Origin of the sequence: Amycolatopsis mediterranei, assembly GCF_026017845.1 — a bacterium.
GTDB lineage: Bacteria > Actinomycetota > Actinomycetes > Mycobacteriales > Pseudonocardiaceae > Amycolatopsis > Amycolatopsis mediterranei.
Genome location: NZ_CP100416.1, coordinates 6,678,783 through 6,701,350, shown reverse-complemented (window position 1 = coordinate 6,701,350; position 22,568 = coordinate 6,678,783). Strand labels below are relative to the sequence as shown.

The 22,568-nt window shown below is 67.8% G+C and carries 16 protein-coding genes and 3 pseudogenes; 13 read left to right on the top strand and 6 right to left on the bottom strand.

All coding sequences use genetic code 11. The annotated features are described in order from the left end of the window. Positions 1-6: 6 nt before the first annotated feature. On the bottom strand, positions 7-2,097 hold the full coding sequence (locus ISP_RS29610; RefSeq protein ID WP_013227595.1) for a tetratricopeptide repeat protein: 2,091 nt from the start codon (positions 2,095-2,097) through the stop codon (positions 7-9). A gap of 142 nt (positions 2,098-2,239) precedes the next feature. Between ISP_RS29610 and ISP_RS29605 the strand changes: the two genes are divergently transcribed. The 3 genes from ISP_RS29605 to ISP_RS29595 are packed head-to-tail and all read left to right on the top strand — an operon-like array spanning position 2,240 to position 5,061. After that, on the top strand, positions 2,240-3,472 hold the full coding sequence (locus ISP_RS29605; protein ID WP_013227594.1) for an OmpA family protein: 1,233 nt from the start codon (positions 2,240-2,242) through the stop codon (positions 3,470-3,472). 3 nt (positions 3,473-3,475) lie between these two features. Next, positions 3,476-4,087: a hypothetical protein gene (locus ISP_RS29600; protein WP_141748473.1), complete on the top strand. Its 612-nt coding sequence runs from the start codon at positions 3,476-3,478 to the stop codon at positions 4,085-4,087. Positions 4,088-4,098: 11 nt separating this feature from the next. Then, entirely contained in the window at positions 4,099-5,061 is a 963-nt protein-coding gene (locus tag ISP_RS29595) for a hypothetical protein (RefSeq protein WP_013227593.1), read from the top strand. A gap of 146 nt (positions 5,062-5,207) precedes the next feature. Here ISP_RS29595 and ISP_RS48365 read toward each other — a convergent pair. Further along, positions 5,208-5,834: pseudogene (locus ISP_RS48365) on the bottom strand (DUF2637 domain-containing protein). Positions 5,835-6,834: 1,000 nt separating this feature from the next. Between ISP_RS48365 and ISP_RS29585 the strand changes: the two are divergent. After that, positions 6,835-7,902: a tyrosine-type recombinase/integrase gene (locus tag ISP_RS29585; protein ID WP_014467348.1), complete on the top strand. Its 1,068-nt coding sequence runs from the start codon at positions 6,835-6,837 to the stop codon at positions 7,900-7,902. Positions 7,903-8,126: 224 nt separating this feature from the next. Here the strand turns inward: ISP_RS29585 and ISP_RS29580 are convergent, their stop codons facing one another. Next, positions 8,127-9,542, bottom strand: coding sequence for a recombinase family protein (locus tag ISP_RS29580; RefSeq protein WP_230468431.1), 1,416 nt, complete (start codon positions 9,540-9,542; stop codon positions 8,127-8,129). Positions 9,543-9,709: 167 nt separating this feature from the next. Beyond that, positions 9,710-9,951 (bottom strand): annotated as a pseudogene (locus ISP_RS29575) (IS110 family transposase); the annotation flags it as partial. Positions 9,952-10,185: 234 nt separating this feature from the next. Between ISP_RS29575 and ISP_RS29570 the strand changes: the two are divergent. From ISP_RS29570 to ISP_RS29545, 6 genes and pseudogenes are all read left to right on the top strand, one after another. Continuing rightward, positions 10,186-10,314 (top strand): hypothetical protein, encoded by a 129-nt coding sequence (locus ISP_RS29570; RefSeq protein ID WP_014467346.1) that lies wholly within the window; start codon positions 10,186-10,188, stop codon positions 10,312-10,314. Between the two features lie 773 nt (positions 10,315-11,087). Next, the gene (locus ISP_RS29565) at positions 11,088-13,271 is read left to right on the top strand and encodes an ATP-binding protein (protein WP_014467344.1); all 2,184 of its coding nucleotides are present in this window, start codon (positions 11,088-11,090) and stop codon (positions 13,269-13,271) included. Between the two features lie 336 nt (positions 13,272-13,607). Beyond that, positions 13,608-13,985, top strand: a pseudogene (locus ISP_RS29560) (transposase); the annotation flags it as partial. A gap of 118 nt (positions 13,986-14,103) precedes the next feature. After that, on the top strand, positions 14,104-14,493 hold the full coding sequence (locus tag ISP_RS29555) for a hypothetical protein (protein ID WP_155258933.1): 390 nt from the start codon (positions 14,104-14,106) through the stop codon (positions 14,491-14,493). Between the two features lie 140 nt (positions 14,494-14,633). Further along, positions 14,634-17,825 (top strand): alpha-L-rhamnosidase, encoded by a 3,192-nt coding sequence (locus ISP_RS29550; RefSeq protein WP_013227589.1) that lies wholly within the window; start codon positions 14,634-14,636, stop codon positions 17,823-17,825. Positions 17,826-18,179: 354 nt separating this feature from the next. Next, positions 18,180-18,380, top strand: a complete 201-nt coding sequence (locus tag ISP_RS29545) for a hypothetical protein (RefSeq protein WP_034285207.1) — start codon at positions 18,180-18,182, stop codon at positions 18,378-18,380. Between the two features lie 102 nt (positions 18,381-18,482). Here the strand turns inward: ISP_RS29545 and ISP_RS29540 are convergent, their stop codons facing one another. Continuing rightward, the gene (locus ISP_RS29540; RefSeq protein ID WP_013227588.1) at positions 18,483-19,352 is read right to left on the bottom strand and encodes a helix-turn-helix domain-containing protein; all 870 of its coding nucleotides are present in this window, start codon (positions 19,350-19,352) and stop codon (positions 18,483-18,485) included. Positions 19,353-19,415: 63 nt separating this feature from the next. Between ISP_RS29540 and ISP_RS29535 the strand changes: the two genes are divergently transcribed. From ISP_RS29535 to ISP_RS29525, 3 genes are read left to right on the top strand one after another with little or no spacing between them, the layout of a single operon-like run. Continuing rightward, positions 19,416-20,045, top strand: coding sequence for a DsbA family protein (locus tag ISP_RS29535; RefSeq protein WP_230468429.1), 630 nt, complete (start codon positions 19,416-19,418; stop codon positions 20,043-20,045). 19 nt (positions 20,046-20,064) lie between these two features. Continuing rightward, a complete protein-coding gene (locus tag ISP_RS29530; RefSeq protein WP_013227586.1) occupies positions 20,065-20,871 on the top strand; it encodes an MBL fold metallo-hydrolase in 807 nt (268 codons plus the stop codon). Beyond that, the gene (locus tag ISP_RS29525) at positions 20,862-21,269 is read left to right on the top strand and encodes a nuclear transport factor 2 family protein (RefSeq protein ID WP_013227585.1); all 408 of its coding nucleotides are present in this window, start codon (positions 20,862-20,864) and stop codon (positions 21,267-21,269) included. The genes ISP_RS29530 and ISP_RS29525 overlap by 10 nt, the downstream gene beginning before the upstream one ends. A gap of 166 nt (positions 21,270-21,435) precedes the next feature. On the opposite strand, the gene ISP_RS29520 is transcribed toward ISP_RS29525, so the two are convergent. Continuing rightward, complete coding sequence (locus ISP_RS29520) at positions 21,436-22,434, bottom strand: LacI family DNA-binding transcriptional regulator (protein ID WP_013227584.1); 999 nt, start codon at positions 22,432-22,434, stop codon at positions 21,436-21,438. Between the last annotated feature and the right edge of the window lie 134 nt (positions 22,435-22,568).

Sequence of the window (22,568 nt, the reverse complement as noted above, 5' to 3'; positions counted from 1 at the left end):
GCCCGCTCACTGCGTCCCGGAGCTCTTCGCGATCCGGTCCCGCAGTGAGCGGGCGGCGGACAGCAGCGGGTGCGTCTTGGCCAGGGCCGTCAGCCCGTGGGCCAGCGGCCGGTCGGACAGGACCGGTTCCAGCAGCTTCGCGGCGTGCTCCGGAGAGTCGTCGAGCTGCAGCCGGGCCAGCGCGACGCGGACCGCGAGCACGCTGGGGTGCGCGGGGTCGATGCCGGTTTCGCCTTCCCTCAGCGCGCGGCGAAAGGTCTGGCGCGCACGGTGCCCCTCGCCTCGTGCCGCGTAAGCCTGGCCGAGATCGTGCAGCAGGTCGACGTGCCGCGGGAGGACGGGCGTGGACGACGAGGCGTCGACGAGCCGTTCGAGGTCGGCGACCGCGGCGGCTTGATCGAGCTGCCAGGCCGTCACCGCGGCGACGCGCCGGTACTCGATGCTTTGAGGATCAGGATCGGTGAGGTGACGCCTCAGCAGCGCGAGGCCGTCGTCGAGCACCTGCGCACTGCGGGCGGCGTCTCCCGCGGCAAGCCAGGCAGCGCCGAGCCAAACGCGCACGGAGAGGGCGTGCCGGAAGGACATGTGCTCGGCTACCCAGTTCTCGTCCTGTACGAGCTCATCGAGAATCCGGCAGGCGGACTCCGGATCACCGAGGGCCAGGTAGCAGCGAGCTTCCAGCGTCCGTGCCTGCCTGGTCAGCAGTGAGTGGCGGCCGGTCGCGTTCGCCGCGGCCGTGACGGCATCGGTGACAGACCGGCGGGCGAGGTCCGGGTGACCGGCCGCCAGCAGTGCGCGGCCGTGGGTGGCGCGCGCCAGCGCGGCGGTCGGGCCGTCCGGCGCGACCGCCCGCCCGCCCTCCCCGTCGATCACCTCAAGCAGGTCCTCGGCCAGCCGGACCGCATCCGTGACCTGGCCCGCGTGCAGGTGCGCCCGGGTCAGCACCACCGTGCTCACCACCGCCGCGTCCCACAATCGCGGTACGGGGCTGGACCAGACCGGACGCAGCGGGCGGGCGGCGACGGCCTGCCGGGCGAGGGTCAGGGCTTCGGTGACTCGGCCGGTCCGCATGTACAGCTCGGCGAGGTTGGTGCGCGCCCGGGCGATGTCGTGTTCGTTGCCGAGCCGGCGCGCCTCTCGAAGCGCCTCGGTCAGACTGGTCTGCGCTTGGGGATAGTCGCCGTAGCGCAGCGCGCACTGTCCGTGCCTGCTGCGCAGGCTTCCGATCAGCAGGGGGCTGGGCTGAGCGCGCAGTGAATCTTCCAGCTGCGAGAACTCCGTCAACGCCAGGCCGAACTCCCGCAGCGCGCGTCGCCACAGTGTCTGGCCGGAGATCAGTGCGGTTCCCAGTTCGGTCCGGCTGGCGATCTCCCAGGTCGGGGCATGCTCGGGCCGCAGCGCGCGGAGCAGCTGTTGTTCGGCCGCGTACGCCCGGCCGACCCACGGACCGGTCGCCGGCAGCAGCATCCCGGAGAACCACAGCCCCGTCACCTGCTCGGCGATCACCGTTGCCGGGGCGTGGGTGTTCTGCCACCAGACGCGCAGCAGCAGGTCCGACAGAGCGTCGGCCATCGACTGGTGCGCCGCGGTGTCGAGGTGGCCGACGGCTCGCGCGGCCACCTCGACACCTTCTCGCAGTCGCGGCGCGAACCCGACCCAGCGGTTGTGCGTCCGCGCGGCGCGCAGCACCGTGGCCCAGGGCTCGCCGAACGACTCGCTCCGCCAGGCCTTCTCGTCATCGTTCTTTTCGTAGTTGGAGATGTCGCTGAGCCCGTACACCAGCTGAACCATCAGTGTGCGTTCGCGGTGCAGGAACCCGGCGATGTTCTCCGCCACGTCGTGGAGAAGACGTCGTGCCTCGCCGACGGTGTGGCGTTCGGTGCACGGCGAGACGGGATTCTCCAGCCAGCACCACAACGCCGTGATGATCATCATCGCGCGCTTGCGGCCGAAGCGGCTGGTGAAGCTGCTCTTGCCGATGCCGAGCACGTGCGCGCAGGCCTTGACGTCGAGCTTGCGGTAGCCCTCGCCGCGGAAGCTCTCGAGAAGGAGCTCGGCGGCCGCCTCCGGCGTCAGGTCCTGTGCTCTGCCGCTCATGGCCTTAAGTCCAATTTCTTCCCCTCTTTTGTGGACTCGCCGTCGTGATCGGCCTTCCTACGCTCGCCGGCTACGGACAGGAACACCGAACGGATGAACTGGAGAACCGATGTCTTCACCTCGCCGGAGGCGACCACCCCGAGTGCGTGTCCTCATTGCCGGCGTCTTCGTCGGCTGCCCGATGGCGATCTCGGCGGCATGCGGGGTCGACGAGCCGACGTGCGACGAGACCTTGCCGGCCTACCAGGCCGCGGCGCCGGACCCGGGCGACCCCGACTCCCGCCTGGAGGTGCTGGTCGACCACACCGCCGACGCCCCGCGCATCAAGATGCCCGCCGAGCTGGGCGAGAAGCTGCACGACATGCTCGACGCGCACACCGGCGGCGGCCGGGTGCTCATCGACGTCGGCCAGATCCAGGGACGCAGCGACGGGGCGGCGTTCTGGAAGCAGACCAACCGCGTCGCCCGGTACCGCACGGACGTCGACGCCGACCGCGACGGCTACGTGCGCCGGGTTCTCGGATGCCTCGATGCCTGGACCTCCTCCCTCGTCCCCCAGCAGCCCGACAGCAGCCTGCTCGACGCGCTGCAGAAAGTCAGCCGCCAGATCGGTACCGAGCACGGGCCGGTCAGCGTGGTGGCCGTGTCCAACGGGCTGGACAACACCGCGCCGCTGGACCTGCGCGTCCCGCTGGCCGGCGACGCCACTCCGGAATCGGTCGCCAAGATGCTCGCCGGCGACGCCGAAATCCCGGGTCTGCAGGGCGTGGACGTGCAGATCCTCGAGCTGGGGCAGACATCGCAGGGGCGGCGGCAGATGACCGAGGGCGAGCAGCGCTGGATCGTCTCCGTCTGGGGCGAAATCCTCAAGGCCGCCGGCGTGGCCAAACCGCGGCTCGAACGCAAGTCCGGGGACATCCTCGACGGAGCACCGGCGAACGTGCCCGCCGACGCCGTATTCGCCGCGGCACCTCCGCAGCCGAAGCCGCCGGTCGGCACCGGCAGCGTGTCGCTGTCGGCGCAGGCGCTCTTCGACCCAAACTCGCCCGTGCTGGCGCCGGCCGCCGAAGCTGTGCTCCGCCCGTACGTGACGATCCTGCAGGGCCCCGGCGCCCATGCCACCATCACCGGTCACACCGCCACCTGGGGCCCGATCCCCGGCCGGGACCTCCTGTCGGTCCAGCGCGCCGAAGCAGTGCGGAACTACTTCATCGAGCAGCACGTCCCGGCCGAGGCGCTGGCTCCCGCCCGCGGTGTGGGCAGCAGCGAGCAGGTCGTAAACGACATCGACCCGGCCGGCAACCTGATCGAGCAGGCTGCTCAACGCAACCGCCGGATCGTCCTCGACATCGTCACTCCCACGAAAGGACGCTGACCCATGAGCACTGACGACGACCCGCCGGACCTCCGCGGTCGTGAAGATCGTCCGAAGAAACCCTCGTTCTGGCGCAGGTGGCGCAGCAACCGGCCCTTCGCGCCACACGAGCGGCGGATGCGAGAGGACCTCATCCACGAACTGGTCAACGGCAGATCCCGGTTTTCGGAGCGCGAGAAGGTCTTCGGCGACGTACGTGGCGAGCTCATCGCCAAGGCGGGTGTGTACACCGCCTGCGAGGCCAGAAAGGGCGAGCTGACTTCGACTGGCGGCGGGCTCGAACAAGCTCACGAGCAGCTCGTTCTCGCCCAGGAACGGGAAGGGGCCGGGGCCGTCCTGCTCGCGCGGCGCCTCGAGGAGCTCCGCTATCAACGGAGGATGGCCGATCTTCCGGCCGACCTCGACGACATGCCGGAGCACCAGGGCGGGACCCGCCGCCGTCCTACGAGGACCCGCCACAGCGGACGACGCCGCCGCACCTGCACCCCGACCGGCACCTCGACCTGGCCTCGCTGGAGACCGGCGGCAAACGCCGATACCGGCGCCTGCTCGCCCGCACGGCTGACGGCGTCGTCATCGCTTTCGACGAGCTGTTCTTCTTCCAGATCTACTTGACCATAAGCGGTTTGCAGGTCGGGCGGACGGACTGGGGACACCTGGTCATCGGCATGACCGGCGGGTTCTTCCTCGGCCTGCTCAGCCCGGTGGTCGTGATCGTCGCATCGCACGTTCTCGCGGAGCACGTCGCCCGTCTGCGCCACGGGATGCTGAAGGCCCCCGCGTACGTGATGTCGTCGGCGTCCGGACGCAGCCGTCACCTGGTGCGCGCGGCGCGCTGGATCACCCGCCACCTGCCCGGCCTGGGAGCCACCCTGATCTTGACGGCGGCTTCAATCTCCTTCGGGCTCGCCGCGTCGGCTCGGCTCGGGGCCTCCCAGGTGAGCGACGGGACCCTTCGCAACGCCATGGCCCCGGTCCTGGTGCTGTTGTTCGTGACCTTGCCCTGGGTCGTGTTCTTGGCCCACCTCTACGCGGAGAACCCGAAGCTCGAGCAGCTGGAAGCGTTGCGGGCCGAAGACGAAGCGCGGCCGCCCACCGCCTTGGTTCTCGCGGAAGAAGCCGCCGAGATCGCGCACGACAACTGTCAGCGCGCGAAGGAGGAGGCGATCGCGGCCGCGGCCCGGCGCGACACCGCATGGGACGCGGTGTACCGGACGGTCCACGACGTCCTGTCCGAAGTCGACTACTACCTCGCTCAGGCGTCCAATATCAGCCTGGGTGTCCGGGCCCTGGTCACCTGGCCGGACATCAGGACCGGTGAGCCCAGAAGGCCGCTCACCGCCGAACTGGTCAAGGCCCTGGCCGAGGTGTCGGTCGATCTGTCGCCGCTCGAGCCGCACCTGGCCCAGCTCGAACGCCTTGCTCCTGGAGAATCTCAGGCCCAGGAGATCCGGGCGCTTCGGTCACAGGCGCGGCGGATGCACGGGATCGTCGTCCTGGCGCCAGTGATCGGACCGAAGACCAATGGTTCCGTGCCGAAGGAAGTCGCGGAGGACATCATCCAGAGCGAGGAGAAGCCGCAGGCGTGAAAGCGTGGCGAATGCGGCTCCTCCGGCTCGGGAAGGAGCGGGCTGGCGGGCACCGCCGACCGGACGGCAGCCTGCCCCTTCCCCGGCTGCAGGTCTTGCCGCGGCCGAAATCGTTATCCCTCCCGCGACGCCGCCAGGAGTGAGGATCAAGTCGTCGTCGACGTGGTCAGGTCGGCGGCGCGCCACTTGCGCAGGATGCGGCGCCCGTAGTTGTGGGTGCCGGCGATCCGGTCGAGGTCGGCCCCGGTCGGCGTGCGCCCCTGCCGCCGCTCTTTTTCATAGAACTCCCACATCCGTTGCTCCGCGGTTTTGTCCACAGGCTCATCCGACTCTGTGGACAAGTCGGCCGCCTCTGCTTCCCGTGGGATTTTGAAGGCCTGTGCCGACGGCGAGCGTCGGCGCTTCAAAGCTCGGTTCAGTAATTCGACAGCGAGCAACAGGGCAAGGGGCGGGCAAGCGGCCACCATGATGCCGAAGATGCTCAGTTCGGGAGCCGAGGCGATGTTGGCGCAGAGCGAGAGCGAGATGCCGAATACGAACGCGAGCTAGGCCTGCCACTTGCTCCCGGCAGCTTTCCAGAGCTCGACGGTAGCGATGGTGAGCAGGCCGTCGATGATGAGTGGCCAGATCCAGGCGGTCGCCTCGTCCGCGCCGAAGCGCAGAGCGAAGTGGAGGCCGTGCCGGTAGGAGGCGAACGCGGCGCCGACCGCGATGAGGCCGGTGAAGAAACACTGGATCCCCAGTGACAGGTCATGCCGGTGAGTTCGCGTCATGACCGTCCCCAGTGGCCTCGGCCGAACTCGACGAGGGTCAGTGTCGCGGAGATCTCCAGGTCGGAGCGACGTCCAGGCCGCGTGGTAGCTGTGCGTACCTCATCGGGGATACGGCGTTCTGTACCGGGGGCTTGCACGGGGCCACCGGTCTGGCACTATCGCCGCCGGCTGACAATCGACTCGACAACCTCCCTAGCCCACTTGGCTGCGTGGAACAGGCGGCCGGATACCTGGAGGGAGCTCAGGCCACTCCTGCGAGACGTTCGCGGACTCGCGAGACTGCCCAATCGAGACGGCCGAGACCTAAAATTCTCCGTGACCTTGGAAATACAGGCGCATCAAACACGTCCAGCAAACGGCGTATCTCAACTGACGGGACCATCGAGACACGTTGAGCTGGCGAGCCGCGGCGGTGCTGCCGGACTCGGTTGCTGTTGATCTTTGTGTCGGCCAAGCTGGCGGGAGATGCCGTGGTTGATCAGACTGATGCCGTTGGCGGGCAAGTTGCTCGAGACGACTCGCCTCCGTTTGCTGCAGTGTCCCCTGCTGTTGCCGACGCGGTGGTCGCAGCGCTCATTCCGAGCTATTCACGGCCTATGCATGCTCAGCGTTCTCCGGTATTGCCAATGGCTGAACTGCAGTCATTGCTGAGCGACGGGTCCATGCAGTACGAGATCAGCCGAGTTGACTCCTCGGGCAGACTGTCTGCGCGAAGGCTTCTTCTTGCGTTGAACTGGAAAGTTGGAGATCAGCTCGCACTGCAGACGTCTGACGGTATCATTGTACTTCGTCCCGCAACACGCAGCGTGAGCCGCGTAACGAAGCAGTGCAGTGTGGTGCTTCCGGCTGCGGCGCGGTTTCGGTCCGGAATCCACGGCGGCGACGGTGTCTTACTAGCGGCTGCGGTTGAACACGACACGCTGGTGGTGCACTCATTCTCGGTCCTGGATCAGATGATGTCCCGCTATCACCCGGCGCGCGCGACAGCCGCGCAGTGACCATGGCAGCACAGCAGTCACGCTGCGCTGACCGGGCTGACGATCTGGCCGCGGCACGTCTTCTGCTGGAGCGGCTGGGCGTCGACCCAGCCGACCTGGTAGCTGATCAGTCTGAGTGCCCGACGTCTGTGCCGACCTTCAGCGAGTATATTCCGGTGGTGGCCGCGGCTGTGTCATTAGGTACACGTTCTACCTACGCTTCCTACTGGAAGCACCTGGAAACCAGCTGGGGAAGTCGGAGAATCGACGAACCCACCCCGTCTGAGGTCAAGCAACTCGCCGAAGAAGTCAAGGCGAACGCGGTCAGCCGTAACAACTTCCGCGGCGGAACCGGCGCAGCCGAGAGCTTCATCGCTGCAGCAAGGTGCCTCTACCACCATGCTGAAGACGACCGGCTGATCACACGGGTAGCGAATCCCGCTGCCCGCGTCAGCAAGCCACGTCGCTTACCATCGCCCCGGCGTGCACTCACTGCCTTAGAACTCACAGAGATCAACGGCGTGGCCGGCTCGACTGGCGACGATCCTGAGCTCGACTCACTCCTTCTCCGGCTCCACACCGAGACCGCATGCCGCCGCGGCGGGGCCTTGCAACTGAGGCCACGAGATCTCGACCGGCATCAGTGCCTGATCTACCTGCGCGAGAAGGCGAACACCAGTCGGTGGCAACCCGTCTCGCCCAGCTTGATGGCCCACTTGATTTCACACGGCGAAGGTCGAGGCGCCGTTGATCCCGATGAACCGCTCCTGCGCTATCGACGGAAACGCCCCATCACCAGGCGTCGCTACGACCACCTGTGGGACCGCGTAGGACGACACCTGCCATGGGTCGCGCATCAAGGTATCTCTACCCACTGGCTGCGCCACACGACTCTCACCTGGGTTGAACGTACGCATGGCTACGCGGTCGCCCAAGCCTATGCCGGTCATCAGAGTTCGACCACGTTGAATCAGGCCGGAACAACCGCAACCTACGTTAAAGCCTCGATCCACGACGTTGCTGCGGCCCTCGCGGTGCTCACCCGCGAACCGCATCCCGTTGCAGGCGGCGGGTCGCTAGGGGAAGCGTGATCTGCTATCGTCAAGCCATGACTTTCCCTAAACCGGGGAAGATTTACCGCCGTGGGGGTTCAAGTCCCCCTTTGAACACGTAGACGTGGGAAATCTCCCGCTTCGCGGTTGGGCTTCTGGATCTCAGTCAAGTCGCAGGTCCGTGGCGAATTTCAGGGTGGGGTTATAGATCAACTCGGTCTCGGACACTCAATTACCCCATTGAGCCGCGCGTCGCGGCCAGGTCAGAGTAGCAGCAGCTGGTCGCCGCCGGTCTCGACTGTCGTGGCAAGTGCGGATTGTGGGCTGGATGCCTTGACTTCTCGAGGCGGGCCGCCGCACATGATCGTTAGGTCGTTCGATCTGAGGTAGTCGGCGATCGTAGACCCGTCGTCACCGACAGTATCGGCGAATCGCACGTGGAGATCGTTGAGTAGGTGGTCTTCGCGAACGTAGACGTTTTTGGCGAGTTCTGGTGGGCGGTTGCGGGCGCTGGTGTGGCCGTGGCGGCAGCGGCAGCCCGGTCGGCCGTTCACCCAGTGAGAATCCAGTCGACGGCCGCACAGCTGACATTGCACGAGCCCTGCCAGCACGTACGTCCTGGTATGGCCGTGCTGGGGGGGTCGGGCTGCGCGCATGCCCTGAATCGCCGCGAAGGTGGCCTCGGTGACGAGCGCAGAATGTGTCACCTTCTCCGACTCGGCCCAACCTCCTGTCGCCGGCGGCCGAGTGGGAACGCGGCGATGGGAGGGGGCCGTAGTTCTGGTGCCGTGCCGGTTCCACACCTGCCGTCCGGTGTACCGCGGGTTTTCGAGGATGCCGATGACGGTCCGGATGATCCACTCGTGCTTCGTTCGATGACGATTCCGAACCCGGTCGGCACGCGACGGGCACGGGACGCCGCGGTCGTTCAGTTCCCGTGCGATTCCGGCTACGCTTCGCCCGGTGGCTCGTTGCTGGAAGATCCACCGCACCCACGGTGCGGTGGCCGGATCGGGCTCGAGACGGTGTAGGCGGCGACCCCAGCTCGCATGGGCTCGGTTCGGGTGCGGACCGGCATCGGCTAGGCGGTAGCCGTAGGGTGGCCAGCCGCCGAGGAACCTGCCTTGAACACAGGCCTGGATGTGCATCGCCGTCAGCACTCGGTGCCGAACCCGCAACACCTCGCGACGTGACTGGGACCCGAGCAACAGCATTAGTGCCTGGTGCACCGGGTCATCAAGGTTCACCGGACCGTCCGCTTCGGGGAGCCACAGCTGGATGCCTTGCTCCTGGAGTGTGGTCAGCACGGCGTTGAACTGGTCGCCGTAAAACGCTCGCTCGTACTCGCCAATGACGACGGCATCGAATGAACGGTTCGGGTGTTCCGCGGCTGCCATCAGCTGGGCCGCGGCCGGCCGTTGACGCCAGGGCAACCGACGTGAACACCCTTCGTCGAAGTACTCCGTCACGGTCACGCCGCGCCCGCGGATTGTCTCCTCGGCGACCTCTCGCTGCCACCCCAACGACGTCTCCCGGCCCTGGAACTCGACCGTGGACATCCGTCCGTAGAACGCGAACCTCAGCCCGCGGTCTCCGACGGCCTGCCGACGACACCGGGCGCCGGCCCGACGCGGCGGCACCGTGCGTGGCAGGATGGCTTCGTGGGCGGTTTTGATCATCGTGTACCTCGGTGCTTGAGGCGGTTCGGGGCGCGGGTGGAACGCGGTCGCCCGGCACAGATGACGAGGTTATAGTCGATCGCACCCGAATGGCCGCACTGCCGCTCGTAGGCCCGTTACTGCACTGTGATTGGCCGACTGTCGTTCACGCACGGATCGTCCCGCGTTGCCAGGGTGTCATCGCCGACGACGACCGGGCGCAGGGTGTGTGGCAGCGATTGGGCGGCGTCGGGGATGATGAACGCGTCCCGGGCGTCGGTTTGGCGCGGTCGGGGCAGAGGTCGGCGATGCGGCGCATCGCTAGCCCGGGCAGATAAGCCACCTGGCGTCCGACGCACGGTCGGCCGCGACCGGCGGCTCCGGTCGTGGCCGGCTGGAAGACCACGACCAGCAGCGTTCCGCGCCGCGCGAGCGTGTTGAGCAGGGCTTGCAATTTCGGTTAGGTGTTGGACCGCTCGGCGTCATGCGGCCGCTTCCGAGTGGTAGGCGGGGTGAACTTCGTCGCCCGCTGGAGAAGATTCATGAAGGCACTTGGCCAACTCGACGCCGCGGCGCTGACGGGTACAGGTCGCACCTGTGCTTGCCTCTATCGGCGAAGCATGTGAAGCGCTGACGATACCGGCTGGCCTCGTCGAGCCAGGCGTTGGTCTGCGACGCGGTCATCGCGCTCGCCAACATCGGCGACTTCATCATCGACAACACTGTCGTCACCTGGCAGACCGCCGACCGCCACTTGAGCACCCTTCTCGCGCCGGCGCGGACGCGCGACTGATTTGGCCACGTCTGATAGGTGCGCAGGCGCACCAAATGGTACGAATTCCTGTTCCGGCGCAGGCCGTTGCGGCGGAATCAGGCCATTGAACTTACCTCGTGCGCGCAGTCCATACTGTGGCTGCAGGTCTACATTCCCAGCTACGCCGGCTGGGTCAGTTAGATCAAGTCGCCCAGTGTGACCCCGGCTTAGTCGAAGGCGATCTTTCCTCTATATTTATGTGAACTGCACTGCTGAACGTCCCTGTCGTCAACGGAGGCGGGATGGAAAATCCACAACCTGCGGTCCATCGTACGATCATCGCGGTGGACATCGAGGGATACGGCGACCCGCGTCGCACCAATCCCCATCGACTCGCCGTACGTGCTGGACTGTATTCGGTCATGCGGCAGGCTTTCGAGGGTGCGAACATCCCGTGGGCAAAATGCGATCTTCAAGACCTGGGTGACGGTCTGTTTATACTTGCGCCACCAGAGATGCCAAAAGCTCACTTCGTGGAAGTGGTACCGCATCTGCTGGTTGCCGCCTTATGTGAGCATAACTCGACTCGTCCAGTGGAGGAGCGGATCCGACTGCGGATGACGCTGCATGCTGGCGAGGTGGCTTACGATGATCACGGGGTGACGGCAACGTCGATCAACCTCGCTTTTCGGCTGCTGGATGCGAAGCCGTTGAAGGACGCACTTGCTGAATCTTCTGGATTGCTGGCCGTCATTGCTTCCGAATGGTTTTTCGGTGAAGTAATCCGAAACTGTCGTGGAATTGATCCGGCCATGTTTAGGCTGGTCCAAGTCGACGTGAAGGAGACGATGACGACCGGCTGGGTCAATGTCATTGACCGCCATATGCCTGACAATATGAGCAGGGCTGCTGATAATCTACCCGCCGAGCTGACCAGCTTCGTCGGCAGGCGGCACGAGTTGAAGGAAGCGAAGCGCCTGCTGTCGACGGCGCGGCTCTTGACGTTGACCGGTAGCGGAGGTGTCGGCAAGACGCGGCTGGCGCTGCGGATAGCGGCCGAGCTACGCGCGGATTTCACCGACGGCGTGTGGCTGGTCGAGCTCGCCGAACTGCGTGACTCGAGGTTGTTGCCGAGCGCGGTGGCGACCGTGTTGGGGTTGCGTGATACCGCTGATCCGGCTGCTGGCCTCGCAGAATTTCTCAGGGACAGGCAGTTGCTGTTGGTGCTCGACAACTGTGAGCACATGGCTGACGAGTGCGCGGCCCTGGTCACCAAGTTGCTCACGGCGGCTGATCAGGTTCGCGTTTTGGCCACCTGCCGTCATGTACTACACGCTGAGGGCGAGCACGTCCTCTGTGTCGAGCCGATGGTGGTCCCACACGACGTCGACGCGAGCGGCGGAAGAGAGGCGGCCGGAAGCAAGCGTCAGACCGACGCGGTGACCCTATTCATCGATCGGGCGGCCGCGGCCGTGCCTCACTTGAAGCTCGCGCCGCGCGACATGGCAGCAGTGAAGCAGATCTGTGCGCGGCTGGAGGGTATTCCGCTCGCACTGGAGTTGGCCGCCGTTTGGCTGCGGGTGTTGTCGGTCGATCAGCTGCTACAACGCCTGGTGGACCGGTTCGCCTTGCTCACTATGGGCCCATGCACCGTGCGGGCGCGGCAGCGGACGCTCGAGGCCACGATCGACTGGAGCTATGAGCTGTGCTCTCCGGACGAGCAGTGGCTGTGGGCGCAGCTGTCTGTCTTCCCCGGCGGGTTCGACCTGGAGGCGGTCGAGCACATCGGCGAGGTTGAGCACGCGCCGAACGCCGGTGTACTCGGTGTCTTGACCGGATTGATGGACAAGTCGGTCCTGTTCCGCCAAAAAGGCGCGTTTTGCGGGCACACGTGGTATTGGATGTTGGAGACCGTGCGGGCATACGGTGCGGGCAAGCTCGCCGAGCGGGGAGGCGAGCAGGATGTGCGGTTGCGCCAGGCCGAGTACTACGTGGCTGTGGCCCAGCGATATCGATGCGAGGGGTTCGGGCCTGGGCAGCTGGAGTGGGTTGCACGGCTGCGCCGTGAGCACGCGAACCTCCGGGCCGTGATGGACCACTGCCTGTCGATCCCCGACCGGGCGAGCCAGGCGCTGGACATCGCCGCTTCCCTGTGGAACTTCTGGTACGGGGGCGCTCTCGTGCGCGAGGGCTACCGGCACCTGCATGAGGGGCTTGAACTCTGCCACGGTCACACACTGGTGCGGGCGCAAGCTTTGTATGCGGCCTCGTTCCTGGCGATCCAGATCGGTGAGGCCGGCCCTGCGGGGGAGATGCTGGCCGAACTGAGTGGCCTGGCCGAAAGTTTCGGTGACGAACGGCTCCGCGCTGGCTACGCCGAGTGCAGCGGGATGTCCGCGTTCTTCGCGGGTGACCTGTCCGGTGGCGCCGAACTGCTGGAACGTGCTCTGGCCGGGTACCGCGCGGCCGGTGACGCGCTGCTGGTATTCGACGCACTGGTCCTGCTCGCCGCCATGTACTTCTTCCTCGACGATCCGCGCGGCGAGGCTGTCGCTGCGGAGGCAGTGGCGTTGACTGAGCGACACGAGGCCCGTTGGTCGCGGGGGTACGCGTTGTGGGCGGTCGCAATTCACCGTTGGCGGTCGGGCCGCCCTCGTGAGGCTGCAGGCATCCTCCGTGAGGCCATCGCGTTGCGGTTGGCCGATCGCACCCTGCTCGCGTTTCTCTTCGAGGCGCTGACCTGGTGCCACTCGTCGGCTGCCGAGTACGAACGGGCCGCCCGCCTACTCGGTTGTACCGTGGCAATTTGGCGACAATCCGGCGCGCGCATCAACGAGACGAGCCCCTACCAGACTTTCGACGAGCAATGCGCCGAGCGAACATCCGCGGCACTTGGGGCCGAAGCGTTCGACACTGCCTTCACCGAAGGGGCCGGCTCCGGACTCGATGCGGCAATCCGGTACGCGCTAGACGAGAACCCACAACCACAGCACTAGCGGCCAGCGGATAGATCGGAAAAACTGCGCCACCGGCTTCCGTTCCGTGGCGCCGGACTACTGCTATCGATGTCATCGGCCATGTACGACTCGGAAATCCTGAAATCCTTCACGACCTGCTTCAACGAAGCATCGCCGCGACGGACCACGGCGACGACGTCGTCACGGAACTCACGGGAGCAGGGCTTGGCACGATGACATCCTTCTAGGGCCTGTATCGAAGTCGTCTCGAGCAAGCTGAGCTGGAGTTGGTGTTGCTGGGCGTGTCGGTGCTCGACATGGGTGAGGTCTCCGGTAGGTGGTTCGTCGACCAAGAAGAACCTGAACACCGGAGACCTCGTGGACAAACGCAAGTCGATGCAGCCGATGGCCGAACGGCTTGGCGTCGATCACCAGCAGCTGCAGCAGTTCGTCACCACCTCGACCTGGGACCACGTCGAGGTCCGGCGTCGGCTGGCCGCATGGGCCGGTGAGTTCGTCGACCCGGACGCCCTGGACATCGATGACACCGGGTTCCCCAAGGACGGCGAGGATTCCCCCGGTGTGGCGCGGATGTACTGCGGCGCGCTGGGCAAGACCGGGAACTGCCAGATCGGGGTGAGCGTGCACGCGGTCACCGACTGGGCCTCGGCCGCGATCGACTGGCGGCTGTTCCTGCCGGAATCCTGGGACGACGAGAAAGCCGCCGATGACCCGGCGAGCCGAGCGTGTCGAGGCTCGGTTCGCCGCGGGTGCCGATGTCCTTGGTGCCGTCGAGCTTTTCGGCTCTGACCCACTGGCCGTAGCCCTTGATGTCGGACACGCCGACCGGCATGACGCCGAGGGAGACGAGGTGTTCGACGGCGTTCCACTCGGTCGCCGCGACGCGCTTGGCGGGCCGGGCAGCTTCACCTCCTTGCCGCGCGCGTCGACGACGGTGATCGGACCGGTGCTGCCGGTGGCGGCGGCGTTGCTGGTGGGCGCCTCGGTGGTGCCGCAGCCGGCACGAAGAAACGTGGTGGCCGAGGAGCAGCCGGGTGATCCGCATGCTTCTCCTGTTTCGATGGGGCAGACCGACGCGGTGCGCGCCCCGGTGTCGTCGAAGCGGCCGACCGCGCGGGTGTGGATCCGCCCGCCGGGCTGCGGCCGGCACAATTCGGACGCGCCGACGTGGGCGGGCATTCGACGGATTCACCGAGCCGGCCGCCGGATCCCTGTACCGGCTTGGGTCAGGGGCCGTTGACGACCGTGACCGCGGTCACCTACTCTCACCGGAGCCCCGCTCGATTGAATCGTTTCAATTATCTGGGAGTCGATGTGGCCGGACGGCAGCGCCGCAGGAAAGCCCCTCGTACGGCCAGGAGCCTGCTGGCCGTCGTCCTCATGGTTCTCGGTCTGCTGCACGGCACCGAGGCCACCGCGACGACCGTGGCCACCCTCGACGGGCTCACCACGAACGGCCGGACCAACCCACTCGGGATTCCCGGAGCGGACCCCGTCTTCGGCTGGAAGATGTCCTCGCCGCGTCGGGCGGTCACCCAGATCGCGTACGAGCTCGAGGTCGGCCGGACGCCGGGAGCCGCCGACGTCTGGCGCTCCGGCCGGGTCAAGTCGGCGCAACAGGTCGACGTCGCCTACGGCGGGCCGGATCTCGCCTCCGGCGTCAGGTACTTCTGGCGGGTGCGCAGCTGGGACGACCGGGGCGCGCCCAGCCGCTGGAGCCAGCCGGCGTGGTTCGAGACCGGGCTACTGACCGCGGCCGACTGGGGTTCCGCTGCCTGGATCGGCAAACCGGCGCCGTCGGACGCCCAGTGGACCGACTACACCGTCACCGAAAACTTCCGGCTGAACAACCTGGCCTTCGGCACCTTCCTGCGTGCCCGGGACATCAACAACGCTTACATGTGGCAGGTCAACGTCGGCGACTCCGCGACGTCCGTGCCGCTGCTGCGTCCGCACCTGCGCGTCAACGGCGGCTACTCGGTGCTGGCCGAAGTGGACCTGCGGCCGTTCGGGTTCACCCGGGCCGGCCTGCTGGCCGGGACGCACACCGTGGCCTACACCGTCGACGGCACCACGATCCGGACCACATTGGACGGTGTCGTCGTCGACACGCGCACGGCCAGCGATTTCCCGAGCGGCCGGGCGGGCCTGCGCACTTACGAGACGGAATCGGTCACGGTCACGAAGTTCGCCGTCACCAAACCGGACGGCAGCGTGCTGGCGAACCCCGAATTCGCCGTGCCGAACCCGTTCACCGGCGGCAGCATCGACAACGGAGCACTGACCGTCACGGGTAGCACCGACGCCCTGCTGGCCGGCCGCGACTCCTACGAGCCGCTGCTGCGGACGTCGTTCTCGACCACGCCGGGCAAGCGCGTGGCGCAGGCTCGCGTCTACGCCTCGGCGCACGGCGTCTACCAGCTCACGCTCAACGGCCGCAAGGTCGGCGACCAGTTCCTCGCGCCGGGCTACACCGAGTACGCCAAGCGGATCCAGTCGCAGACCTACGACGTCACCGATCTGGTCCGGGCGGGCGCGAACGGGTTCGGTGCGGCGCTCGGAGACGGGTGGTGGGCCGGGAAGATCGGGCTCGCCGGCAAGGGGCAGTACGGGACCAACCTGGCGCTCGTCGCGCGGCTGAAGATCACCTACGCCGACGGCAGCGTGCAGTGGGTCGACACGGCACCGGGCTGGAAGTGGCGCACCGGTCCGTTCGCGGCGACCGACAACCAGCTCGGCGAGACCTACGACGCCCGGCTCGAACAGCCCGGCTGGGCGGCCGCCGGGTTCGACGACTCGGCGTGGGCGCCGGTCGTCACCCGCCCCTCGGACACGGCGAAGCTGTCGCCGCAGCCGGACGAGCCGGTGCGGGAAACCCAGGTTCTCGGCACGAAAGCGGTCAGCCACCCGGCGCCGGGGGTGACCGTGTACGACCTCGGCCAGAACATGGTCGGCGTGGCCCGGGTGAAGATCAGCGGCAAGGCGGGGGAGACGGTCAAGATCCGGCACGCGGAGGTGCTCAACCCGGACGGCACGATGTACGTGGCGAACCTGCGGGCCGCGACGGCCACCGACTACTACCGGTTCGCCGGCGACGGCACGGTCACCTACCAGCCGACGTTCACCCAGCACGGCTTCCGTTACATCGAGGTCACCGGGCTCGCCACGCCGCCGGCCGCCGCGGACGTGCAGGGTGTCGTGTGGGGTTCGGACCTGCCCCGCACCGGCACCCTGGGGACGTCCGACGGCATGCTGAACCAGTTGCTCAGCAACGTTTCCTGGGGTGCGCGGGGCAACTTCCTCTCGATCCCGACCGACACTCCGGCGCGTGACGAGCGGCTGGGCTGGACCGGCGACATCAACATCTTCGCGCCGACGGCGAGCTACCTCGGCGACACCCGGGCGTTCCTCGGGAAGTGGCTGACCGACGTCCGTGACGAGCAGAAGAGCAGCGGGTCCATCCCGGCGGTCGTCCCCTCGACGAATGGTGCGTTCGATGAGAGCGGCGTCGGCTGGGAAGACGCGCTGATCACCGTGCCGTACGCGGTGTGGCATGCCTACGGGGATGCGCAGGTGCTGCGCGACAACTACGCCGCGATGAGCCGGTTCTTCGCCTATGCCCGCGCGAGTGCCGGGTCGGACAACCTGGAGACCGGGCGGTTGACGTTCTTCACCAACGACTGGCTGAACCTGGACGACCCGTCGAACCAGGGTGTGCTCGGGACCGCGATCTGGGCGCAGGACGTCCGGATGATGGCGGAGATGGCCGCGGCCATCGGCCGGACCGCCGAAGCCGCCGAGTACACGAAGCTCTACGGCGACGTCCGCGCGGCGTTCGCCAACGCCTACGTGGCAGCGGATGGGACGGTGCTGGGCAACTCGCAGACCGGGTACGCCCTGGCGCTCGGCATGGACTTGATCACCGATCCGGCGTTGAAGGCCAAGGCGGGGGAGAGGTACGTGGCGAAGCTCGCCCAGAGCGACAACCACCTCAAGACCGGGTTCATCGGGACGCCGTGGCTGATGCCGGCCTTGACGAACATCGGCCGCGACGACCTCGCCTACACGTTGCTGTCCAAAAAGGACTATCCGTCGTGGGGGTACGAGATCGGCAAGGGCGCGACCACTGTCTGGGAGCGGTGGAACTCGATCCAGCCCGACGGCACGTTCGGGCCGGTGGACATGAACTCGTTCAACCACTACGCCTACGGCGCGGTCGCCGACTGGATGCACCAGTACATCGGCGGCATCCGGATCAAGGAGGCCGGCTACCGCCGGAGCGTCATCGAGCCGCACCTCGGCGGCGGGCTCACCCACGCCGAAGGCGCCATCGACACCGTCTACGGGCGACTCTCGGACGCCTGGAGCATCACCGGTGACGGGCTGACCATGGACGTCACCGTGCCCGCCGGCACCACCGGCGAAGTGGTGATCCCGGCGGCCAACGTCACCGAGTCGGGCAAGCCGGTGCGGTGGGCCCCCGGCGTTTCGAGCGTGACCTACGACGCGGCGAAGAAGGCCACCGTTGTGGTCGTCGGGTCCGGGAACTACCGCTTCCGGGGCTCGAAATAGCCGGGATTGGGCGTATCCCCGGGTAACGGTTGAGCCCCCCGCGCCGCCGAGCAGGTCGTCCGCTCCTGCCGGGCGGCGGCAGGGCCGGTATGTCAGCTACAGCGTCAAGGTGGCCGACCTGACGGCGCTGGGAGCGGACGTGCGGCCCTGGGACAGGCGGCGGGCGCCCACGCAAACCGCGGTAAACGGCGCGACTGCGGGCTGGCCCGCATCAAGAGCGGTGCGGGTCTGGGTGCGCGTCAGACGGGTCTTGCCGGCGCGCATTTCCCGCCTACGTCTGGATCAAGCCGCCGGGTGAGTCCGACGGCGCGAGCCAGCAGATCCCCAACGACGAAGGCAAGGGGGGTCGACCCGATGGGCGACCCGACCTTCCACGGTACCCAGCAAGCCGCGAACGCCTCGCTGCCGGGCAAGTGGTTCGAGGCCCAGTTCGGGCAGCTGGTCCAGAACGTCCACCCGCCCCTGTGCAGTAATGATCTCCCGGGCCGGGCGGCGTCGCGCATCCACCGTCCGGCCCGAGTCCATGCGCCATTCGGCGATCGCGGCGTCCCCTGAAGTCGCCTGCCGGACTGACACAGGTGAGAATGGAGTCCTCGACGGTGTTCGGCAGTTCGTCGAGGATCGCGCGTTTCAGCATGGTTTCGTACGCCGTGGTCATCAGCGGTGGTTCGCGTCCAGCCGGACGCGGTCGCGAAAGGCGGCCGGCGTCGTTCCGGTGCGGTGCTGGAAGTACTTGGAGAAGTTGGACGGATCGTCGAAGCCGAGGTCCTCGGCGATGCGGGCCACCGGGTTGCGTCCGTGGGCCAGTTGGCGCTTGGCTTCGAGGACGATGCGTTCGTCGACGAGCTGCTTCGCGGACAGGCCGGTGTTCTCGCGGGCGAGGCGGTTGAGGGTGCGGGTCGAATAGCCCAGCCGGGCGGCGTAGTCGGCGACTTTGTGCCGGGTCCGGAAACTGTTCTCCAGCTCGTCGCGGAACCACACGAACGCCTCGTGCGTGGGCGGGCGGCGGCCGCTGCCCTCCGGGACGGCCATCACCAGCAGGAGCAGCGCGGCGGCCAGCGCGCGGGCGAGCGCGGCGTCCCGCAGGCTCGCGTCCGGCGCGGCGGCGGTGACGAGCGCGGTGGCCAGCGCGGCCGCCGCCGGTGTGCCCGCGACCGTCGCGGCGGCCCAGTGGTTGGGCGTCGCCACGCCCGCAGACCGGATGAGCTCCCAGGTTCCGATGTCGATCGCGGACGGGGTGAACAGGAACACCGGGCCCTCGATGTGGTCGATGGCGCCCCACTGCTGCACCTGGCCGGAGCGCACCCAGAGCAGGTCGCCGGGCGCGAGCGGATGGCCGGTGAAGTCGACGGTGTGCACGGTGTGGCCTGCTTCGATCTCGATCAGCAGGTCGAAGCCCAGGCGCTGGGGCGCGACGAATTCGTGCGGTCCGCTGCGGGCCCGCATTCGTGCCAGCGACGTGAGCTCGATCTCGCCGGTCACCCCGGGTGGCGGCTCGTACCGGACCGGCCGGATGCTCTGTCCCATTTTTACCATGATAGGTCACGTGCCGACCGTGAAAAGGCCAGGTCGCGTTCCTACTCTGTGGTCATGGCAGTGAAATTGACCTATGTGTTCGACGCCTACTGCGGCTGGTGCCACGGCTTCGGGCCGGCGGTCGCCGGGTTCGCCGCCGCCAACGCCGGGCGGATCGAGCTCGACGTCGTCAGCGGCGGACTGTTCACCGGCGCCCGCGTCGCCCCGATCGGCACCATGCCCTACGTCGACGGCGCCAACGCCCGCATCGCCGAGCTGACCGGCGCCGAGTTCGGCCCCGGCTACCGCGCCCTCGTCTCCGACGGCCGGTTCCGGATGGATTCCACGGCCGCCGCCACCGGCTTCGCCGCGTTGCGGGCGGTCGCACCGGATCGGGCTCTGGAGGCGGCGGAGGCGATGCAGCGCGCGTTCTACGTCGACGGGCTGAGCCTCGCCGAAGCCGACACCTACCGGCACCTCGCCGGACTGCTGGGCCTCGACGCCGACGCCGTGCTGACCGGATTCACCTCCTCAGGTGCCTTGGCGGCGCAGGACTTCACCCGCGCCGCCCGGCTGGGCGTCACCTCCTACCCGACGCTGCTGCTGCACACCGCGACCGGCGTCGTGCGCCTCGGCGGCCCCACCTCGACCGCCGCCCACCTGACCGACGCCCTCGACCGCCACCTCACCTCTGTTTCGCACTGAACCCCGGAAGGACCGAACCATGAGCACCCTCGGTTACCAGATCATCGACGCGGCCGACACCTCGCTGAACAAGACCAGCGTGCTGGTCACCGGCGAGACCGAAGCCGTCGTCGTCGACGCGGCCTTCACCCGGGCCGACGGACACCGGATCGCCGCCGCGGTCCTCGACTCCGGCAAGCGGCTCACCGCCGTGCTGATCACCGCCGGCGACCCGGACTTCTACTTCGGCGCCGAAGTCATCGCCGACGCCTTCCCCGAGGCGGTGTTCCTCGCGCCCGCCGACGTCATCGAGCACATCCGCGACACCTACGACAAGAAGCTCACCGCGTGGGCGCACCTGGGCGCCAACCTGCCGACCCGGCTGGTGGACATCGCACCGCTGTCCACGCCGTCGGTCACCGTGGACGGCGTGGCCATCGAGGTTCGGCGCGGCAGCGCGGCCCTGGGCGACCGCGCCTGGTACGTCTTCGAGCCGGCGGAGCGCGCGCTGCTCGGCGGGGTGCTGCTGTTCGAGGGCCTGCACGTCTGGACCGCCGACAGCGGCAGCACCGAACAGCGCACGGAATGGCTCCGCGTCCTCGACGACCTGGAGGCGCTCGACCCCGCCTTCGTCGTGGCCGGCCACCGGGCCGCCGGCGCCCCGACCGACCTGACGGCCATCCGGCACACCGGCGACTACTTGCGGTTCTTCGAGAAGACCGTCGCCGAGGCCGCTGACGCCGCCGAGGCCGAGGAGCGGCTGCTGGCCGCGTACCCGGACGCCGGCCTGAAGATCGCCGCGTCGCTCGGCACCAAGGTCGCGAAGGGCGAGCTGACATGGGGCTGACCGAGGACACCTCGCCCGCCGCCGTCGTCCGGCGCCAGTACCTCGCTTCGGCCGCGGGTGATCTCGCCGCCCTGCGTGAGACGCTGGCCCCGGACGTCGAGTGGACGGAGATGGCGGGGTTCCCGCTCGCCGGCACCTACCGCACGCCGGAGGGCGTCACGAGCGGTGTCATGGAGAAGTTGGCGCAGGACTGGGAGAACTGGACGGCCCACGACGACACCTACGTCGTCGACGGCGAGGACGTCGTCGTCCTCGCCCGCTACACCGCGACGCACCGGGTGACCGGCAACCCGCTGAACGTCCGGGTGGCGCACCACTTCACGGTGCGCGGCGGGCTGATCGTCCGGTTCGAACAGTTCGCCGACACCGCGCTGGTCCGCGACGCCGCCACGTCGTGACGCGTGCCGGACCCGTCGAAACTCGCAGCGACGATCGCGAACTCGCCACCGGACGGAGAACCTTCTGCGTTGTACGGCAGAGCTTCCGGTCGGTGCGGTATTCGTTGGTGCTTGGCCAGGCAGAGCAAGCCGGCTGAGCTCAGCGCGGAGATCGAGGCTCTGGCGCCTACCGCGGAGCGGTCGACGCGCGGACGACCAATTCCGGAGTGAAGGTGACTTGCTGATGCTCGTGTGCGGTATCGCCGGTCTCCTGCATCAGCAGCTCCGCGGCCGTGTGCCCGAGTTGCCGGCGCGGTTGCCGGACCGAGGTGAGGGGGACGGTCGCGGCAGCGGCGAACTCGATGTCGTCGTAGCCGACGATCGCGAGGTCGTCCGGAACGCGGATGTGCAGGGCGGCGCACGCCTGGAGCAGGCCGAGAGCAAGCAGGTCGTTGGCGCAGAACGCCGCGGTCGGGCGATGCGCGGCCGGCAGGCCCGCGAGGCGGCGGCCCGCGTTCCCGCCGTCCGCCACGGCCATCTGCGACGTCGTGAGGTCGACCAGGCGGTCCCGGCTGAGGCCGGCGGTCCGCAACGCGCGCAGTGCGCCCTCTCGGCGGTCGCGCACCTGGCCGACGCCGAGCGTTCCGCCGATGAACGCGATTCGGTCGTGGCCCTGCTCGAGGAGGTGGCGGACCGCGATTTCGCCGCCGACCACGTCGTCGACGGCGACGGAGCAGTGGCTGCCGGAGTTGCGGGTGCGGTCGACGACCACCAGCGGTGTGCCTCGCCGTGCGATCTCGTCGAGCTGAGGTGAAGCGGGATCTACCGGCGTGATCAGGATGCCCTGCACGCGTTGCTGTTCCAGCCGTCCCAGGTGAGCGGCTTCACGGGCGGGGAGATTGGCGCTGTTGCACAGGAAGAGCGAAAGGCCAGTTTCGTCCACCGCGTCCTCCGCGCCGCTCGCGACGTCGGTGAAGAAGGGATTGCGCCCGTCGAGCATCACGTACGCGAGTACCCGGCTGTGTCCGACGCGGAGGTGGCGAGCGGTCTCGTTGCGCACGAACCGCAGCTCGGCGATGGCGGTCTGGACCCTGGCTCGGGTCTGGGAGCTGACCAGGTCCGGTCGGTTGAGCACGTTCGACACGGTGCCCACCGACACCCCGGCCGCGGCGGCGACCTCCTTCATGCCGACGGTGCGCCGCTCCGTGGGCTGAGGCAAAACGTTTCACCACCTGATCGCGCTCGGCGTTGACTTGCCTTTACAGGGGATAGTAGCGTCATCGCACCCGGTGTTGAAACCTTTTAATCTTCCGGAGGACG

Bases quoted from the DNA above. Each gene is read 5' to 3' on its own strand.
- ISP_RS29530 (WP_013227586.1), top strand. From the start codon at position 20,065: ATGAGCACCCTCGGTTACCAGATCATCGACGCGGCCGACACCTCGCTG.
- ISP_RS29550 (WP_013227589.1), top strand. From the start codon at position 14,634: ATGGTTCTCGGTCTGCTGCACGGCACCGAGGCCACCGCGACGACCGTG.
- ISP_RS29520 (WP_013227584.1), bottom strand. From the start codon at position 22,434: ATGAAGGAGGTCGCCGCCGCGGCCGGGGTGTCGGTGGGCACCGTGTCG.
- ISP_RS29525 (WP_013227585.1), top strand. From the start codon at position 20,862: ATGGGGCTGACCGAGGACACCTCGCCCGCCGCCGTCGTCCGGCGCCAG.
- ISP_RS29545 (WP_034285207.1), top strand. From the start codon at position 18,180: ATGGGCGACCCGACCTTCCACGGTACCCAGCAAGCCGCGAACGCCTCG.
- ISP_RS29600 (WP_141748473.1), top strand. From the start codon at position 3,476: ATGAGCACTGACGACGACCCGCCGGACCTCCGCGGTCGTGAAGATCGT.
- ISP_RS29535 (WP_230468429.1), top strand. From the start codon at position 19,416: ATGGCAGTGAAATTGACCTATGTGTTCGACGCCTACTGCGGCTGGTGC.
- ISP_RS29565 (WP_014467344.1), top strand. From the start codon at position 11,088: ATGTTTAGGCTGGTCCAAGTCGACGTGAAGGAGACGATGACGACCGGC.
- ISP_RS29540 (WP_013227588.1), bottom strand. From the start codon at position 19,352: ATGGGACAGAGCATCCGGCCGGTCCGGTACGAGCCGCCACCCGGGGTG.
- ISP_RS29580 (WP_230468431.1), bottom strand. From the start codon at position 9,542: ATGATCAAAACCGCCCACGAAGCCATCCTGCCACGCACGGTGCCGCCG.
- ISP_RS29610 (WP_013227595.1), bottom strand. From the start codon at position 2,097: ATGAGCGGCAGAGCACAGGACCTGACGCCGGAGGCGGCCGCCGAGCTC.
- ISP_RS29585 (WP_014467348.1), top strand. From the start codon at position 6,835: ATGGCAGCACAGCAGTCACGCTGCGCTGACCGGGCTGACGATCTGGCC.